Here is a 17,487-nt window from a genome sequence, read left to right as displayed (position 1 = left end):
GTGCGATGATACTTGTCGATAGCCATTGTCACCTCGACTTTGCCGATTTCGAGCCGGAGCGCGATGCTGTTGTGCAGCGCGCGCTCGATGCCGGGATCAAGCGCATGGTGACGATCTCCACGCGCGTTCGCAAATTCGATACGATCCGCGCCATCGCGGAGGCCTATGAGTCCGTCTATTGCTCGGTCGGTACTCATCCGAACAACGCGCATGAAGAACTGGATATCACGGCTGACGATCTTGTGCGCCTTGCGGACCATCCGAAGGTTGTCGCCATAGGCGAGGCGGGTCTCGATTATCACTACGACTACGCTCCGCCCGAAGCGCAGCGTCAGGGGTTTCTCGTTCACATCGAAGCCGCGCGCCGGACGCAGCTGCCGCTTGTCATCCATGCACGCAGTGCAGACGATGATATGGCAGAAATTCTGGAACAGGAAACGGCCAAGGGCGCTTTCCCTTTCATTCTCCATTGCTTTTCTTCCGGACGGGCATTGGCTGAAAAAGGCATTGAGCTTGGCGGCTATGTTTCCTTTTCCGGCATTCTGACTTTCAAGAACTCGCCGGAAATTCGTGAAATAGCCACCATTGTTCCGCGTGACCGCCTGCTGGTGGAAACGGATGCGCCGTTTCTCGCTCCGCTGCCGCATCGCGGCAAGCGCAACGAACCGTCTTTCGTGCAGCACACCGCTGCCATGCTGGCCGATACGATTGGCGTGAGCAATGACGAAATCGCCCGTATCACGAGCGACAACGTATTCAGGCTGTTCTCCAAGATGCCTCGGCCTTCAGAGGAAGTTTGAGCGTGACTTTTCCCCGAAATTGCCTGCGTTTCACGGTTCTGGGCTGCGGTTCGTCGCCCGGCGTGCCGCGCATCAATGGCGATTGGGGTAATTGCGATCCGGAAAACCCGAAAAACCGTCGTACCCGTACGTCCCTGCTGGTGGAGCGTTTCAATGCGAACGGCCACCATACGACAGTGGTGATCGATACGGGGCCGGATTTCCGCACGCAGATGATCAATGCCAGCGTGCATTCGCTTGATGCGGCAGTCTATACCCATCCACATGCCGACCATATTCACGGGATCGACGATCTGCGCACCTATGTGGTGGATAATCGTCGCTTGATGGACGTCTATGCCAATCGCTTCACGCGCAACCGGCTTTACGACGCCTTCGGCTATTGTTTCGAGACACCGGCGGGCTCAAGCTATCCGCCGATCCTGAGCATGCATGATATTGCAGCCGAAACACCCTTCACCATCGACGGTGCAGGCGGTGAAATATCGTTCGAACCATTCCGGCAGATCCATGGCGATATCGAGTCGCTTGGCTTCCGCATCGGCAATGTCGTCTATTGCACGGATGTCAGCGCATTCCCGGATGAGAGCCTGCGTTATGTCCGACATGCGGATGTGCTGATCCTCGGCGCTTTGCAATATCGCCCGCATCCGAGCCATTTTTCGCTTGAGCAGGCGCTGGAATGGATTGAGCTATTTGCGCCCAAGCGGGCAATTCTCACGCATATGCATGTGCCGCTCGACTACGAGACGGTGCTGCGTGAAACGCCCGATAATGTTGAGCCCGGTTATGACGGGCTCCGGTTTGAAATCCCGCTCTAAACGAAAAAGCCCGGCAACTCTGCCGGGCTTTTTGTTTCGTGTGGTGCGCAATCAGGCGCGAGCCGGGAAGGGCATCACATTGCTGCCTTCCGGGGTGCCTTCAGCGCTGCCCTCAACGGACTTCTTGGTGGTCTGCTTGTCTTCGAGAGCCAGGCCACCGGCACGGAGCAGGTCGGAGAAACGACCGCCACGGGCCGCGAGTTCATCGAAGCTGCCGCGTTCGACCAGATGGCCCTTGTCCATGAACAAAACCTGATCCGCCGAGCGAACCGTCGACAGGCGGTGCGCGATGATGAAGGTCGTGCGGTTCTGGCTTAGATCGTCCACTGCCTGCTTCACCTTTTCTTCGGTCTCGACGTCGAGCGCGCTAGTCGCTTCGTCGAGCACGAGGATCGGAGAATCCTTCAGGATCGCGCGGGCAATTGCCAGACGCTGGCGTTCACCACCCGAAAGCTGTGAACCGCGTTCGCCGACGACTGTGTCGTAACCATTGGCCTTGGCAAGAACGAAGTCGTGGGCTGCGGCAGCCTTGGCTGCGGCATGGACTTCTTCATGCGAGGCGTTTTCACGACCGACACGGATATTTTCCTCGACGGTACGGTTGAAGAGGCCAGCATCCTGAAACACGGTGGCAATCGCATGACGCAGCGAGCGACGGCTGACAGTGCGCGTATCGACACCGTCGATCAGCACGCGACCAGCAGCCGGGTCGAACACACGCTGGAGAATATTGATCAGCGTGGTCTTACCCGCACCGGTCGGACCGACGATGGCGACCGTCTGGCCGGGCTTTACCTCGAACGACACGTCATAAACGCCCTGACCCGAATTCGGGAACTCGAACGTAACATTGTCGAAAACGATGTCGCCCTTGACGTTCTCCAGATCGGCCACATTCTGCGGTTCCTGACGATCGGCGGTTGCGTCTTCCATTTCGAAGAATTCTTCGAGCTTGGCGCGTGCCGTCACGGTCTGGTTGATGAAGGCGCTGATCTGGTCGAGACGGCCGATCATCAGCTGTGCGAAGCCGATAAAGGCAATCACGTCGCCAACGCGCATCTGGCCTTTGGTCACGAAATAAGCGCCGAGAACCAGCACGACCACCATGGAGAAGGTCGAAGCCATGCGGTTCAAACCACTGGCGAGTGCCCACCAGTTGAGAACCGGAAACTGTGCCTTTTCCAGATTGCGCGCATAGTCACGCAGCGCCTGCGTTTCAGAGGCAATGCGATTATAGCTCTGCACGACCGAAACATTGCTGATCGTATCGCTGACATGCTCGAACAGCTTGTGATGGTGCTTTTCGACAGCCATCTGGCCGTCCTTGGTCTTGCGCATGACCAGCTGACCGATCATGACATAGATCACGCCGAGCACGATTAGGACGAGCGACATGCGCATGTCCATGTTCATGGCGACTGGAATAAGCGTAGCCAGAGCCACAACCGTGGTCAGATGCTGACGCATGAATTCAAGCCAGAGCGTGAAGAGCGAGTCCGTTGCGCGGATCAGCGTGTGCAGGGCATTGGACGTGCCGCGCTTCTGATGCCAGGCGAGGGGCATGGTGATCAGGCGCTCATAGGAGTCGATCATCACGCCGAGACGGCGGCGATGCGCAAGCCTATCCGCACCACGCGCCACGAAAACGGCTGCGATGATGTTGAAGACGCCAAGTGCGGCCCACATCGATAGAGGGGAGATGATATCCCCCTTATCCGAGATAGCCTGAATGACCTGACCGAACAGGATCGGCTCGGCCAGCGTAACAAGGGCAACGAGGACACTCGCAACGCACATCGATATCGTTGCGGCTTTCTCGACCGCAAGATATTCCATGGCTCGCCAGTATATTTTGAGCAATGACACTTTCGCACTCCCGCTCGTTCTATTTACGGGGCTAAATGGTACGACCCCACTGTTCTATCAATATCTAATGTCGGGAAGAAGTGGCTATTGGGTGTCAGAACCGACCATAAATTAAAAACGTATGTAACTGACTGTGAAGATTCTGGCCTTTTTCGTCCAATATTGGGCGCAAGTGGCCTGAAAGGCGTCAAATTGCAGTTTTCCGGAATTGCACTAGCAATCGGGGAAACTCACGTCTATTGACAGGATTAACAAGTTGGCGCGCGCGGTCGCGCCTCAGAAAGATATTGATCGGGTTTTTCCATGGCAGGCGTTGAACAGAAGATTGTGGATACGAGCGAGGCGGGCATGCGTCTCGATCGCTGGTTCAAGGTTCACTTTCCTGGGCTGGGCTTTGGCCATCTGCAAAAATTGCTGCGTTCCGGTCAGGTACGTGTGGATGGCGGTCGTGCCAAGGCCGATACGCGTCTTCAGGCGAACCAGATGGTTCGTATCCCGCCGCTCGGCGTCGACGAAAAGGCGAAAGGTCCGGTTACAGCGCGCACCATCCGCAGCCAGCAGGACGGCGACGTTCTCTCGCAGATGCTGATCTATGAAGACCCGAAAGTGTTCGTCTTCAACAAGCCTGCCGGTCTGGCGGTGCAGGGCGGTTCGGGGTTGACGCGTCATGTTGACGGCATGCTGGAAGCCTGGCGCAATAAAAGAGGCGAGAAGCCGCGTCTGGTGCACCGCATCGACCGCGATACGTCTGGCGTGCTGGTCGTGGCCCGTACACGTGGCGCGGCGCAGGCTTTGACTGCCGCATTTCGCGAGCGCGATACGAAAAAGACCTATTGGGCCTTGGTGAAGGGCGTTCCGCGCAAGCGCGAAGACAAGATTTCGACCTGGCTGGTCAAGGACCAGACACCGGATGGCGACAAGATGCGCGTTTGCCAGCACGGCGAGCCGGATTCCGATCATGCGGTTTCCTATTACCGCATCATCGAAAAGGCGGGCAACAATCTGACCTGGCTGGAAATGGAGCCTTATACGGGCCGCACGCACCAGCTACGCGTCCATGCCGCCTATATCGGTCATCCGATCATTGGAGATCCAAAATATTTCGAAGCCGACCAGAACTGGGAGTTCCCCGGCGGCATTCAGAAGCGCCTGCATCTGCATGCGCGTCGCATCCGCATCCCCAACCCATCGGGTGGCGTGATTGACGTGACCGCGCCGTTGCCGCCGCATATGGTGCAGTCGTGGAACCTGCTCGGCTTCGACGAGGACAGTGCGGAAGACTGAACACGATAAAAAAGAAGAATTGAAATGGCAGGGGAAAATGGGGGGACGGCTCAAGGCCGGGCTTCTTTCGATGGGCTGGCCATTGCTCTGGTCATCTTCATCATGTTCAGCTGGGGGCTCAATCAGGTTGCCGTGAAGATCGGCAATCAGGGTTTTAACCCGATGCTGATGGCTTCCGCCCGTTCAGTTTTGGGCGGGATATGCGTGTTTCTCTGGTGTTTCTGGCGGCGCATTCCGCTGTTCAGGAAAGACGGGACTCTGCTGCCCGGCATCCTTGCAGGATTGCTCTTCGGCACTGAGTTTGTGCTGATTTTCATCTCGATGGACCTGACAAATGTCAGCCGCGTGACCCTGATGATGAATGTCATGCCGTTCTGGGTGGCAATCGGCAGTCATTTCCTGCTCGGCGAGCGCATGTCTGTCCGTGCCTTTGTCGGCATGTGCGTGGCTTTTCTCGGCGTGTTCATCGTCTTTTCCGACCATGTCAGCCGACCGGGGCCATATGCTTTCTATGGCGATCTTCTGGCGCTCGTTTCTGGTATTCTCTGGGGATTGACCACACTGGTCATCAAGCGCAGCAAGCTTGCTTATGCCGTTCCTGAGAAAATCCTGTTGTACCAGCTTGTCGTCGCCGCTTTGGTTCCGTTGCCGTTCATCGGCTTCGCCGGTCCGCTCGTTCGCGATCCGAATGTTCTTTCGGTGATCTCGCTGCTGTTCCAGTCCTTCTTCGTGGTTGCATTCACCTATCCGCTCTGGTTCTGGATGGTGAACCGCTATCCGGCCTCGAAACTCTCCAATTTCGCCTTTCTCACGCCCGCCTTCGGCGTATTGCTGAGCGGCATCGTTCTGGGGGAAGCATTGAGCTGGAAGATATTCGCAGCCTTGATCCTGATTGGCCTCGGCCTGATAATCATCAATCGACCGGCAAAGGCGGCAACAGCACGATGAAACTCGTTCTTTTCGATTGTGACGGCACTCTGGTGGATAGCGGTGACTTCATTCATCGCTGCATGGCGGAAAGCTTTGCCGATGCAGGGCTGACGCCGCCAAAACAGGCCGAAACGCATTCGATCATTGGCCTCTCGCTTCCTTTGGCCATAGCGCAATTACTGGGGCGGGAGCCGGACGAGCAGGTCGACTGGCTGACGCAGCGCTATAAAGAAAATTTCATCCGCCTGCGGCAGGCGCCGGATTTTGCGGAACCGCTTTATGATGGCATTCTGCCGCTTCTGACGGAACTTGGAGAGCGGGATGATCTGCTTTTGGGCATCGTCACGGGCAAGTCGCGTCGCGGCGTTCATGCGGTGTTCGAACGCCACGGCATTGGGAAGCATTTTCTGGTCATTCGCACGGCGGACGACTGCCCGTCCAAGCCCCATCCGGCGATGGTGCTTGAATCCTGCGCGGAAATGGGGATAGAACCCGACCGAACCATTGTTATCGGCGATGCGATCTACGATATGCAGATGGCCCGCTCGGCTGGCGCTTTGGCGGCAGGCGTGTCATGGGGCTATCATGACCGACAGGCGCTTGTCGAAGCCGGTGCACAGCACATATTGAGCACGCCGCACGACCTTCATCCGCTGCTGAAAGCAATGGATACGCTTTAAAAATTGGAAAGACCCATGCGTGATACTTTGAGCGATCTTGAAGCTGGTAAGCAGCTTTCCGACGAGAATCCCATCATTCGGGCCCAGAAGCTGATGCAGGCGCAGCTGCCGAAACGCTTCTATGAGCGGGTGGACGTCGCTGAAGTCGATGGTGGCTTTGCAGTTCATCTCGATGGTCGCCCGGTGAAGACGCCAGCGCGCAGCCTTCTGCTATTGCCGACAGCTGCCGCGGCAGAAATCGTCGCGGAAGAGTTCCGCGCGCAGGAAAAGGTTATCGATCCGGGCAAAATGCCAGCCACCCGGCTTGTGAACACCGCCATTGACGGCATTGCACAAGACCCGCAGGCGGTGCTTGAGGATGTGTTGCGTTTCGCTGGCACGGATTTGCTGTGCTATCGCGCCGACGCGCCGCAGGAACTCGTTTCCCGCCAGACAGCGCGTTGGGACCCACTGATCGACTGGGCGGAAACACTTGGCGCCCGTTTTGCGCTCGCCGAAGGTGTCATGCATGTTGAGCAGCCGCGTGAGGCGATCACGGCATTTGGCATTCATCTGTCTGCTTTCAACGATCCGATTGCGCTCGCCTCGCTTCACACGATGACGACTCTGACTGGTTCGGCCATCATTGCGCTGGCTATTGCCAAGGAAGAAGTGTCTGCCGAAGACGGCTGGTCGCTGGCGCATATCGATGAAGACTGGACGACCGAACAGTGGGGCGAAGACGCCGAAGCTGCGGCGCGGCGTAAGGCACGCGAAGTCGAAATGATGATCGCGGCGCGCATACTCAAGGCGCTCTGAACCCATTTCTTAGATAGCTTATCCAAAGCACTGATAACAAAAAGAAAACCCGGCCATGAAGCCGGGTTTTCTTTCGCGCGTTTTTAAAAACGCGTCGTTCCCCTCGGTAACTCTTGGAGTTGCGGGAGCGCAAGCGCCCCCGCTTACCCATGGATTAGACCGAGTAGTACATGTCGAATTCGACCGGATGCGGGGTCATTTCGAAACGCATCACTTCGGCCATCTTCAGCTCGATGAACGAGTCGATCTGGTCGTCGGTGAACACGCCACCGGCCTTGAGGAATTCGCGATCCTTGTCGAGCGACTGGAGCGCTTCACGAAGCGAGCCGCAAACGGTCGGGATCTTCTTGAGTTCCTTTGCAGGCAGGTCGTACAGATCCTTGTCCATGGCCTGGCCAGGATGGATCTTGTTCTTGATGCCGTCGAGGCCAGCCATCAGTAGCGATGCGAAAGCGAGATACGGGTTGGCAGCCGGATCCGGGAAGCGAACTTCAAGGCGCTTCGACTTCGGCGAGGAGCCGAAAGGAATACGGCAGGAAGCCGAACGGTTACGTGCCGAATAGGCCAGCAGAACCGGAGCTTCATAGCCCGGAACCAGACGCTTGTACGAGTTGGTCGACGGGTTGGTGAATGCGTTCACAGCCTTGGCGTGCTTGATGACGCCGCCGATGAAGAACAGGCAGTTTTCCGACAGACCGGCATATTCATTGCCAGCAAAGGTCGGCTTGCCGTCTTTCCAGATCGAGAAGTGGACGTGCATGCCCGAGCCGTTATCGCCGAAAATCGGCTTCGGCATGAAGGTTGCGGTCTTGCCATAGGCATTGGCAACCTGATGCACGACATACTTGTAGATCTGCATCTTGTCGGCGTTGCGAACGAGCGAGTCGAACTTGACGCCGAGTTCGTGCTGAGCCGATGCCACTTCGTGGTGATGCTTTTCAACCGTTACGCCCATTTCCGTCAGAACGGTGAGCATTTCGGAACGCATGTCCTGGCAGCTGTCGATCGGCGGAACCGGGAAATAGCCGCCCTTGACGCGCGGACGGTGGCCGAGATTGCCGGTTTCATAGTCGGTGTCGTCGTTGGACGGCAGTTCGGTCGAGTCGAGCTTGAAGCCCGTATTGTATGGGTCAGCCTTGTACTTCACGTCGTCGAAGACGAAGAATTCGGCTTCCGGGCCGACATAGACCGTGTCGCCGATGCCGAGCGACTTCATGTAGGCTTCCGCCTTCTTTGCGGTCGTGCGCGGATCGCGGCTGTAAGCTTCGCCCGAGATAGGCTCGAGAATGTCGCAAAGAATGACCAGCGTGGACTGGGCGAAGAACGGGTCGATATGAGCCGTCGTGGGATCTGGCATCAGAACCATGTCGGATTCGTTGATGGCCTTCCAGCCGGCGATCGACGAGCCGTCGAACATGACACCGTCAACGAACATTTCTTCGTCAACAAGGCCGATATCCATCGTGACGTGCTGGAGCTTGCCCTTCGGGTCGGTGAAGCGAAGGTCCACAAACTTGATGTCGTTGTCTTTGATCTGTTTCAGAATATCGTTGGCGGTCGTCATTTTAATTCCCTGTTTGCACGACGAAGGATAGGTAGGCTGATGTCAATCAGATGGCGTCCACGCCGGATTCACCGGTGCGGATGCGAATGACTTCTTCAATGTTGGAGACGAAAATCTTGCCGTCGCCGATGCGGCCCGTCTGGGCTGCCTTGCGGATGGCTTCAATCGCGTTGTCCACGGTTTCATCCGCTACAATGACTTCGACTTTCACCTTGGGAAGAAAGTCAACGACATATTCGGCGCCGCGGTAAAGCTCGGTATGACCTTTCTGTCGTCCAAAGCCCTTGGCTTCGATGACAGTAATACCCTGCAAACCGACTTCCTGAAGGGCTTCCTTCACTTCATCGAGTTTGAAGGGCTTAATAATGGCTTCGATCTTTTTCATCAGAGAATGGTCTCCGCTTTTCTTCAGAAATGAGCGTTGTGCCCGTTTCACTGTAGGAGAAGCATGAAGCGTGCCAGTTTCAAAAACTTAGGCAAAATTTTCTCTTCTCTTCCATTTCCTTAGCAGAGTGGCACTAAAGGCGGCACCTTTGCAAGGCGGTGCCTATCGCTGGGGTGTGGAAGAGTGATCCCGATACTCAATGTATGATTAAAAAGTAATCAATTTGCGACAAATATAGGCTCTCTTGCACAAAGCCCAGTGGCGCGTGTTTAATCACCGCAAAATCCGTCTTACGAAACAGGTGCGTGATGTTGGAACTGCTTTCGCCCGATGAAATGGCCGCAGCGGACCGCTGGACCATGGATAATGGCGTGCGAGACGGCTTTTCCCTGATGTTGGCGGCTGGACGGGCCGTTGCGGATGTCGCACGGCGCATGTTCGCGAACAAGGGACCGGTCGCGGTTTTGTGCGGACCGGGCAATAATGGCGGTGACGGTTATGTCGCAGCACAATATCTTCTGGAAGCGGGTTTCGAAGTGGTCTGCTTCAGCGTGGCACCGCCGCGAAAGGGCAGCGATGCGCTTCGCGCTTCGCTATTTCACAAGGGCGAGGTGCGCAACATCAACGAATTTTCGCCCGCGAGTTTTTCGGGCGTCATTGACGCCATTTATGGTGCGGGACTGACGCGCGCTGTTCGCGGTACGGAAGGCGTGGCCATCGACGCCATCAACGCATCAGACATTCCGGTTATCGCCGTCGATCTGCCAAGCGGTGTGTCGGGCGCCAGCGGGCAGATACTGGGCGTGGCCGTCAAGGCGCGGGCGACGGTCACATTCTTCCGCAAGAAACCCGGCCATTTGTTGCAGCCGGGCAGGGCCTTGTGCGGTGTTCTTCATGTCGCGGATATTGGCATTCCGGATCGCGTTCTGGACACTATTCATCCGCAAGCGCATGAAAATGCCCCCGGATTGTGGATTGAGGACCTGCCTGTCCTGAACGTCAACGCCCATAAATATAGCCGCGGCCATGTCGCGGTCTTTTCCGGCGGAATGCACGCCACAGGGGCGGCGCGATTATCCGCACTTGCCGCTGCAAGAAGCGGCGCAGGAGCCGTAACGCTGTTATCGCCGCCGGACGCTGTGGCCGTCAATGCGGCCCATGTCACGAGCATCATGGTGCGCGAGACCCGCAGCGCTAAGGATGTGCGGGATTTCGTCGCCGATCGGAAAGTCGCATCAGTTGTGCTCGGCCCCGGCTATGGAAATGCGGTTTTTGCGCGCGAGCACGCCCTGATGTCGGCAGGTGGTTCAGCATTGGCGTTTCCCGCGTTGAACGGGCTTGTGCTTGATGCGGATGGCATAACGGCCTTCGAAAACAACCCGCGTGAACTGTTCGAGGCCAGAAAAGACGCAAAGACCGCACTCATTCTGACACCTCACGAAGGGGAATTCCGTCGGCTCTTCCCGGATGTCGCCAGTGAGGATGCGTCAAAGCTCGATAAGGCGCGCAAGGCTGCGGCCCTTGCCAATGCTGTGCTGATCTATAAGGGGCCGGATACGGTCATCGCCGCACCGGATGGTCGCGCCGCGATCAATGCGAATGGAACGCCATTTCTGGCGACTGCGGGGTCTGGCGATGTTCTGGCAGGCATTGTGGGCGGATTGCTGGCGCAGGGAATGCCGCCCTTTGAAGCGGCCTGTGCTGCTGTCTGGGCGCATGCCGATGCCGGTCGGCGTTTTGGTCACGGATTGATTGCCGAAGACCTGCCCGCTTTGCTTCCAGCCGTCTGGTCGGCTCTGGTGGGTTCAACCCGAAACTAAAAGCTATCGGTGACGGGAGCCGCCTTGGCCGGTGCCGACATCAATGATGATATCGCCCGAAACAGACACGTCGGTGTTGCCGACGCGAAAGTTCTTCCAGTTTCCCTTCGGAGCCTGATCCGGTTCCGGGGCGGGCGGCGGAGCTGAGACAAGAGGCTTTTGTGCTTCAACGCCCGGAAGCCCGGGCGCCGATTTGTCCTGAGCGAAAGCGCCCGCTGCCAAAACAGTTGAAAAAGCCAGCGTAACAAACTGAAAAAATGTATTTTTCACTGCTCACTATCCTTTCAGACTGGGTCGGAGACCGCATCTATCAGCTGTTCAGCCATTTCGAGGGTGAATTCGTCATAATGCGAAATCACGCGGCTCGGCTCGTAATGCTGGACCGGAAGGTCGGTATAGCCGAAATCGACGGCTACTACCGGAATACCCGCAGCCTTGGCGGTATCGATATCCGTGCGGCTATCGCCGACCATAAGCGCGCGATCCCGATTGCCACCGGCGCGGGCAATGGTGTCCGTCAGGTGGCGCGGGTCCGGCTTGCGCCAGGCGAATGTGTCTGCGCCACAAATGGCGGCAAAGCGCGAGGCTTCGCCCATCGATGTCAACAGCTTGACCGAAAGAGATTCGAACTTGTTCGTGCAGACAGCCAGTTCGAAGCCGTGGGCCTGAAACCGGTCGAGCGCTTCCAGTACGCCGGGGAAGAAGATGGAATGTCCGGGCATATTGTCCGCGTAATGCTCGCGGAACTCCTCCACCAGACGGTCGAGACGTGTCTCGTCGATCTGGGTTTGCTGGGCAGCAAAAGCGCGTTCGATCATTGTGCGTCCGCCCTGACCGACGAAACGGCGCAAGGCCGTGCGATCAGCCGCCTTGAGGCCGGAAATCGACAGGCAGTGATTGAGGCTGTCGAGAAGGTCCGGCGCGGTATCGACGAGCGTGCCGTCGAGATCGAAAACGATGATGGGCTTGGCACTGGCAACGGACATAGTGGGTCTTTCGCATGGATGGGGTCTGGCATACGTAACCGATAGCGCACGGTGGCTCAAGGGTAGGTTCTTTCGTCGCGCAGATGTGAAATTCTGCGTCATATTTAAATAGATGCTTTGTTGTGATGCCCACGCGTGCTAGAGGCGAACCGAATTGGGACGAGAATCCGCCGGGTCAACCCGGAGGATATGCTAGGATTTCTTTCATGGACGAAGCACGCAAGCTGAAGATCGCCGCCGCAGCCGAGGCACTGACGCATGTCAAGGACGGTATGCGTCTTGGCATCGGAACCGGCTCCACGGCAGAAGAATTCGTGCGTCTGCTGGCCGAAAAAGTGCAGGGCGGTTTCAAGATCATCGGTGTGCCGACATCCGAACGCACCGCCAGCCTGTGTCAGGAACTGGGCGTTCCCCTCACAACACTGGAAGAAACCCCGCATCTCGATCTGACCATTGATGGCGCTGACGAAGTCAATGGCGAGCTTTCGCTCATCAAGGGCGGCGGCGGTGCGTTGCTGCGCGAGAAGATCGTGGCTGCAGCTTCCGACGCCATGATCGTCATTGCAGACCAGTCGAAAGTTGTGGAAACGCTCGGTCGTTTTCCGCTTCCAATCGAGGTCAATCGCTTCGGTCTCGGCGCAACGATGCGCGCAATCGAGGCGGCAGCCACGAAATGCGGCCTTGCAGGCCCGCTGAACCTGCGTTTAAAAGATGGTTCGCCTTTTGTAACAGATGGTGGACACTACATCGTCGATGCATCTTTTGGCCGCATTCCCGAGCCAAAGACACTCTCTGACGCTCTCTTCGCCATTCCTGGCGTTGTCGAGCATGGACTTTTCATCGGGCTGGCGCGTGCGGCAGTAATTGCCGGAACCGACGGCATTCGAACCCTGAACCGGTCTTGAACTGCCAGTGCTACAACTGGTGTTGAACTGATTGAACGGAGTATTGAGCATATGATCCCGGTAACTGGCTTTCGTCGTCTGATTGCACCGCTTTCCGTATTCGCCCTGATGGCCGGCGTTCATGCGGCTTCGGCGCAGGAAATCACTGATGCCCATCTGCAGGCTGCCCGCGAAGCGATCTCCGCGATCCACGCAACCGAGCAGTTCGACGAAATTCTGCCGAACGCAGCCCGTGCGCTCAAGGGCGAGCTGATCCAGAAGGATCCAAACCTCGAAGGTCTGATCACCAAGACCGTCGACGAAAAGGCTCTGGCTCTGGCTTCCCGCCGTTCGGACCTCGAAACAGAATCCGCCCGCGCTTATGCAAAGGCATTTTCCGAAGAGGAACTGAAGGCAATCTCGACCTTCTACACCTCGCCAGCTGGCAAGAAGCTCCTGTCGGAAGGCCCGATCGTGACCCGCGAAGTCGTGAAGGCCGCCAATGTCTGGCAGAATGGCGTTGCTCGTGACCTCGCTCGCGACGTTGCTGAAGTTCTGGCCGCTCAGGCCGGTTCGACCGCCGCGCAGCCGACGGACCAGCCTGCTCAGCAGTAATTTGCGAACAGCATAAGAAAAATTGAAAGCCCGGCGACTTGGCCGGGCTTTTTCTTTTGCTTACATATCACCCGAATCTGTTGTTGATGCAGAATCCCGCCGGAAAAGCCTCGGGCGTTCGGGTGTGTGATTCAAAAGGAGAATTCCCATGGCCAGCTACGACTACGACCTCTTTGTTATCGGCGGTGGTTCCGGCGGTGTGCGTGCAGGCCGTCTGGCAGGGGCCATGGGGAAAAAGGTCGGTCTGGCTGAAGAGTATCGCATGGGCGGCACTTGCGTCATTCGTGGCTGTGTGCCGAAAAAGCTGTTTGTCTATGCCTCGCAGTTTCCTGAACATTTCGAGGATGCCGTTGGCTACGGCTGGACCGTGGGTGAGAGCAACTTCGACTGGAAGAAGCTTATCGATGCCAAGGACAAGGAAATTAACCGTCTGGAAGGTCTCTATCGGAAGGGGCTGGAAAATTCGAAGGTCGAAATTTTCGCAAGTCGCGCGGTGCTCGTCGATGAGCACACGATCGAGCTGAAGGCCGATGGGCGTCGGATTACGGCCGAGCATATTCTGGTTGCCACCGGCGGCCGTCCGAACCCGCATGAGGCTCTACCCGGTCACGAGCTTTGCATCAGCTCCAACGAAGCCTTCCATCTGGAAGAATTGCCCAAGGCGATTGTCATCGCGGGCGGCGGCTATATCGCGGTCGAGTTCGCCAATATCTTCCACGGTCTCGGTGTGGACACCACGCTTGTCTATCGCGGCAAGGAAATCCTGAACGGTTTCGACGGCGATGTGCGCCATCTGTTGCATGAAACCATGGCAGCCAAGGGCATTCGTATCATTTGCGAGGCGGTGTTCGAAAACGTCGCGAAGCAGGCAAACGGTCTGTTGTCGATCACGCTGTCCAACGGCGAAACGCTTGAAGCCGGGCAGGCGATGCTGGCGCTTGGCCGCATGCCCAACACGGACGGTCTCGGCCTTGAGGCTGCTGGTGTGAAGCTCGACAAGCTTGGCGCTATCAAGGTGGATGATTATTCGCGCACCAGCACCGCCAATATCTGGGCGGTTGGCGATGTCACCAACCGCGTGCAGCTGACGCCTGTGGCGATTCACGAGGCAATGTGCTTCCTCGAGACGGTGTTCAAGGACAATCCGACCAAGCCGGATCACGAGCTGATTGCAACCGCTGTCTTTTCCCAACCGGAAATTGGCACTGTCGGTCTGAGCGAAGAGCAGGCTGCGAAGAAATATCCGGAAGTTGAAGTCTATCGCGCGCTGTTCCGCCCGATGAAGAACACGCTTTCGGGCCGCAACGAAAAGATGCTGATGAAAATCGTCGTCGATGCGAAGAGCCGCAGGGTTCTGGGCACCCATATTATGGGGCCGGACGCCGGTGAAATGGCGCAGCTTCTGGGCATCTCTCTCAAGGCGGGAGCGACCAAGGACGATTTCGACCGCACCATGGCGGTTCATCCGACTGCAGCCGAAGAACTGGTCACCATGTACAAGCCAAGTTATCGCGTCGTAAACGGCGAAAAAGTCGACAACTGATCCTTTCGCCGCAGGCAAATATCCTTAACGAATATTACTGGCATTAAACCCGCGCGTGCATTATATCAGCGCGACCCACGCACGCCGGGGTTTAGATATGAGGCTGGCATCTTCTTCAGGTGCAAGCCGCATGTTCGGGAATTCCGGCTTTCGTGTAAGGAGGATATAATCCGAGGATTATCGAGCGGATAACGCAAAACAGGTGCTCTAATGACGAAGAACTGGACCCCGCATTCCTGGAGAAACAAACCGATCAAGCAAGTGCCGTTTTATCCGGACGCACAGGCTTTGAACGACGTTGAGGCCCGTCTTCGCACCTATCCGCCATTGGTTTTTGCAGGCGAGGCGCGCAAGCTCAAGCAACAGCTGGCCGCAGTGGCGGAAGGCAAGGCATTTCTGCTTCAGGGCGGCGATTGCGCCGAAAGCTTCGCTGAACATGGCGCGGATAATATCCGCGACTTCTTCCGCGTGTTCCTGCAAATGGCCGTCGTACTTACCTTCGGCGCTTCCAAGCCGGTGGTGAAGGTTGGCCGTATTGCCGGTCAGTTCGCCAAGCCGCGTTCGTCGGATATGGAAACGAAGGATGGCATTGAGCTGCCGTCTTACCGTGGCGATATCATCAACGGCATCGATTTCGATGAATCCTCGCGCACGCCCGATCCGCAGCGCCAGGACATGGCTTACCGCCAGTCGGCCGCGACGCTCAACCTGCTGCGCGCTTTCGCGCAGGGTGGTTATGCCAATCTGGAAAACGTGCACCAGTGGATGCTCGGCTTCGTTGGCAAGAGCCCGCAGGCTGAACGTTACACCGCGCTGGCGCAGCGCATCTCCGAAACGATGCACTTCATGCGCGCTATCGGCATCACTTCCGACAGCAACCATTCGCTGCGCGAAACGGATTTCTACACGAGCCACGAAGCGCTGCTTCTCGGCTATGAAGAAGCACTGACCCGCGTCGACTCCACGTCGGGCGACTGGTACGGCACGTCCGGTCACATGATCTGGATCGGTGATCGCACGCGTCAGGCTGACCATGCGCATATCGAATACTGCCGTGGCATCAAGAACCCGCTCGGTCTCAAGTGCGGCCCGTCCTTGCAGCCGGATGATCTCATCCGCCTGATCGACCTGCTCAACCCGGAAAACGAAGCTGGCCGTCTGACGCTTATCGCACGCTTTGGCTACGACAAGGTGGGCGATCACCTGCCGCAGCTCATCCGCGCTGTCGAGAAGGAAGGCCGCAAGGTTGTCTGGTCCTGCGATCCGATGCACGGCAATACGATCACTGCTGGCGGTTACAAGACGCGTCCGTTCGACCGTATTCTCAAGGAAGTGGAATCCTTCTTCGCGATTCATCGCGCCGAAGGCACACATCCGGGCGGTATCCATGTCGAAATGACCGGCAAGAACGTTACAGAATGCACGGGCGGCGCCCGCGCCATTTCCGCAGACGATCTGCAGGACCGCTACCATACGCATTGCGATCCGCGCCTCAATGCCGATCAGGCACTGGAACTGGCGTTCCTGCTGGCCGAGCTTCTGAAGAAGGAGCGTGATGCAGGGGCTGACAAGCAGGTTGCTAGCGCCTGAGCAGTTCTTAAATAGCTATCGTTACGCAGGGCGGAGGTTTCGATCTCCGCCCTGTTGCTTTTGAGGCAAAGTTCTCTAAAGCATTCTCGGGCAACAGCGCGAAATCATGACCAGTGTCTTTTGGGGGTATTTATGCAGCGCATTTTTCTGGCTTTCCTGAACTCGATGCGGGCACTGAAATACCTCGCGGGCAATGAAAAGGCTGTGCAACAGGAACTGGTACTGTTCCTGATCTCCTTGCCGGTCGCGTTCTTTCTTGCGCCGACATGGCTGGCGTTCCTGCTGATGACCGGCTCGATCCTGTTTTTGATGATGGTCGAAATTCTGAATACGGGTATCGAGGCCACATGCGATGCGGTTTCGCTCGATTTTCACAAGGAAATCCAGATCGCCAAGGATTGCGGCTCCTTGGCCGTGTTGATTGCAATTATATTTGTCGTTACAACATGGGGCTATGTGCTGATTTCGTCTTTCTATTATTAAAATAAATACAGTACTATTCGAAATGGAGAGCATACGAATAGTTTCTCCATTGTTGGTATTTCGTAAATTGTACTGATTGGTATTTTCTCTTGAAATGATTCACGGAGAGGAAAATGATCAGAATAATTTATCCGTTTTTATTGTTGATATTCATGATGTCGGTTGGGCGCTATTTTGTTGACGCCAACGCCGCCGATGCTTTGCCTTCGGAAACGAATGGGCATCATTGTGATAGTTATGAAAATCTGGCGGATTATATTCATTGTCTCCCTACAACACCGAATGCGGACGGGAAGTGATTTACGGCAGGTCGCGAAGTTGGCGCGTGTCGGTCTTCGGGGGGGCGAGAATAATTCAGGTCATTCTCGTCAGTAATCTAATCCAATCTCCGAGGGGAGGCAGAGCCGCTCATTGCATCCCTTCCACTCCCACGCTAAA

At 56.7% G+C, this 17,487-nt stretch carries 18 protein-coding genes; 13 read left to right on the top strand and 5 right to left on the bottom strand.

All coding sequences use genetic code 11. From position 1 onward, the window contains the following. Positions 1 to 5 precede the first annotated feature (5 nt). Positions 6 to 800 (top strand): TatD family hydrolase, encoded by a 795-nt coding sequence (locus ACTJKP_RS13465; protein WP_440631021.1) that lies wholly within the window; start codon positions 6 to 8, stop codon positions 798 to 800. A gap of 2 nt (positions 801 to 802) precedes the next feature. After that, positions 803 to 1,621, top strand: coding sequence for an MBL fold metallo-hydrolase (locus tag ACTJKP_RS13460; RefSeq protein WP_440631020.1), 819 nt, complete (start codon positions 803 to 805; stop codon positions 1,619 to 1,621). A 51-nt stretch (positions 1,622 to 1,672) separates the two neighbouring features. On the opposite strand, the gene ACTJKP_RS13455 is transcribed toward ACTJKP_RS13460, so the two are convergent. After that, positions 1,673 to 3,487, bottom strand: a complete 1,815-nt coding sequence (locus tag ACTJKP_RS13455) for a glucan ABC transporter ATP-binding protein/ permease (protein ID WP_440631019.1) — start codon at positions 3,485 to 3,487, stop codon at positions 1,673 to 1,675. 303 nt (positions 3,488 to 3,790) lie between these two features. Here ACTJKP_RS13455 and ACTJKP_RS13450 point away from each other — a divergent pair, with 303 nt between their 5' ends. The 4 genes from ACTJKP_RS13450 to ACTJKP_RS13435 are packed head-to-tail and all read left to right on the top strand — an operon-like array spanning position 3,791 to position 7,179. Next, complete coding sequence (locus tag ACTJKP_RS13450; protein WP_440631018.1) at positions 3,791 to 4,771, top strand: RluA family pseudouridine synthase; 981 nt, start codon at positions 3,791 to 3,793, stop codon at positions 4,769 to 4,771. A 24-nt stretch (positions 4,772 to 4,795) separates the two neighbouring features. Beyond that, complete coding sequence (locus ACTJKP_RS13445; protein WP_440631017.1) at positions 4,796 to 5,719, top strand: DMT family transporter; 924 nt, start codon at positions 4,796 to 4,798, stop codon at positions 5,717 to 5,719. Next, on the top strand, positions 5,716 to 6,381 hold the full coding sequence (locus tag ACTJKP_RS13440) for an HAD-IA family hydrolase (protein ID WP_440631016.1): 666 nt from the start codon (positions 5,716 to 5,718) through the stop codon (positions 6,379 to 6,381). Before ACTJKP_RS13445 ends, ACTJKP_RS13440 begins: the two co-directional genes overlap by 4 nt. 15 nt (positions 6,382 to 6,396) lie before the next feature. Then, complete coding sequence (locus ACTJKP_RS13435; RefSeq protein ID WP_440631015.1) at positions 6,397 to 7,179, top strand: ATP12 family chaperone protein; 783 nt, start codon at positions 6,397 to 6,399, stop codon at positions 7,177 to 7,179. A gap of 154 nt (positions 7,180 to 7,333) precedes the next feature. Here ACTJKP_RS13435 and glnA read toward each other — a convergent pair whose 3' ends face one another. Continuing rightward, a complete protein-coding gene (gene glnA, locus ACTJKP_RS13430) occupies positions 7,334 to 8,743 on the bottom strand; it encodes a type I glutamate--ammonia ligase (RefSeq protein ID WP_078338548.1) in 1,410 nt (469 codons plus the stop codon). Positions 8,744 to 8,789: 46 nt separating this feature from the next. Beyond that, a complete protein-coding gene (locus ACTJKP_RS13425; protein WP_078338549.1) occupies positions 8,790 to 9,128 on the bottom strand; it encodes a P-II family nitrogen regulator in 339 nt (112 codons plus the stop codon). Between the two features lie 308 nt (positions 9,129 to 9,436). Here ACTJKP_RS13425 and ACTJKP_RS13420 point away from each other — a divergent pair, with 308 nt between their 5' ends. Continuing rightward, on the top strand, positions 9,437 to 10,948 hold the full coding sequence (locus ACTJKP_RS13420; protein ID WP_440631090.1) for an NAD(P)H-hydrate dehydratase: 1,512 nt from the start codon (positions 9,437 to 9,439) through the stop codon (positions 10,946 to 10,948). Positions 10,949 to 10,951: 3 nt separating this feature from the next. On the opposite strand, the gene ACTJKP_RS13415 is transcribed toward ACTJKP_RS13420, so the two are convergent. Next, the gene (locus tag ACTJKP_RS13415; RefSeq protein ID WP_440631014.1) at positions 10,952 to 11,218 is read right to left on the bottom strand and encodes a hypothetical protein; all 267 of its coding nucleotides are present in this window, start codon (positions 11,216 to 11,218) and stop codon (positions 10,952 to 10,954) included. Between the two features lie 14 nt (positions 11,219 to 11,232). Further along, positions 11,233 to 11,934 carry an HAD family hydrolase gene (locus ACTJKP_RS13410; RefSeq protein WP_078338551.1) on the bottom strand — a complete coding sequence of 234 codons (702 nt, stop codon included), beginning with the start codon at positions 11,932 to 11,934 and terminating at the stop codon, positions 11,233 to 11,235. A 206-nt stretch (positions 11,935 to 12,140) separates the two neighbouring features. On the opposite strand from ACTJKP_RS13410, the gene rpiA reads away from it, so the two are divergent. The 6 genes from rpiA to ACTJKP_RS13380 all read left to right on the top strand — a co-directional run bounded on the left by rpiA (position 12,141) and on the right by ACTJKP_RS13380 (position 17,348). After that, positions 12,141 to 12,839, top strand: a complete 699-nt coding sequence (gene rpiA / locus ACTJKP_RS13405) for a ribose-5-phosphate isomerase RpiA (RefSeq protein WP_151589606.1) — start codon at positions 12,141 to 12,143, stop codon at positions 12,837 to 12,839. Positions 12,840 to 12,890: 51 nt separating this feature from the next. Next, a complete protein-coding gene (locus tag ACTJKP_RS13400; protein ID WP_138785068.1) occupies positions 12,891 to 13,433 on the top strand; it encodes a DUF2059 domain-containing protein in 543 nt (180 codons plus the stop codon). A gap of 148 nt (positions 13,434 to 13,581) precedes the next feature. Continuing rightward, positions 13,582 to 14,976, top strand: a complete 1,395-nt coding sequence (gene gor / locus ACTJKP_RS13395; protein WP_440631013.1) for a glutathione-disulfide reductase — start codon at positions 13,582 to 13,584, stop codon at positions 14,974 to 14,976. A gap of 210 nt (positions 14,977 to 15,186) precedes the next feature. Next, a complete protein-coding gene (locus ACTJKP_RS13390) occupies positions 15,187 to 16,566 on the top strand; it encodes a class II 3-deoxy-7-phosphoheptulonate synthase (RefSeq protein WP_078338555.1) in 1,380 nt (459 codons plus the stop codon). 132 nt (positions 16,567 to 16,698) lie between these two features. Beyond that, positions 16,699 to 17,049: a diacylglycerol kinase gene (locus ACTJKP_RS13385; protein ID WP_440631012.1), complete on the top strand. Its 351-nt coding sequence runs from the start codon at positions 16,699 to 16,701 to the stop codon at positions 17,047 to 17,049. A 113-nt stretch (positions 17,050 to 17,162) separates the two neighbouring features. Continuing rightward, positions 17,163 to 17,348, top strand: a complete 186-nt coding sequence (locus ACTJKP_RS13380; RefSeq protein WP_440631011.1) for a hypothetical protein — start codon at positions 17,163 to 17,165, stop codon at positions 17,346 to 17,348. Positions 17,349 to 17,487 lie beyond the last annotated feature (139 nt).

It is taken from the genome of Brucella sp. 22210 (assembly GCF_052045675.1).
Taxonomy (GTDB): domain Bacteria; phylum Pseudomonadota; class Alphaproteobacteria; order Rhizobiales; family Rhizobiaceae; genus Brucella.
This window is presented reverse-complemented; position numbering and strand designations above follow the sequence as displayed.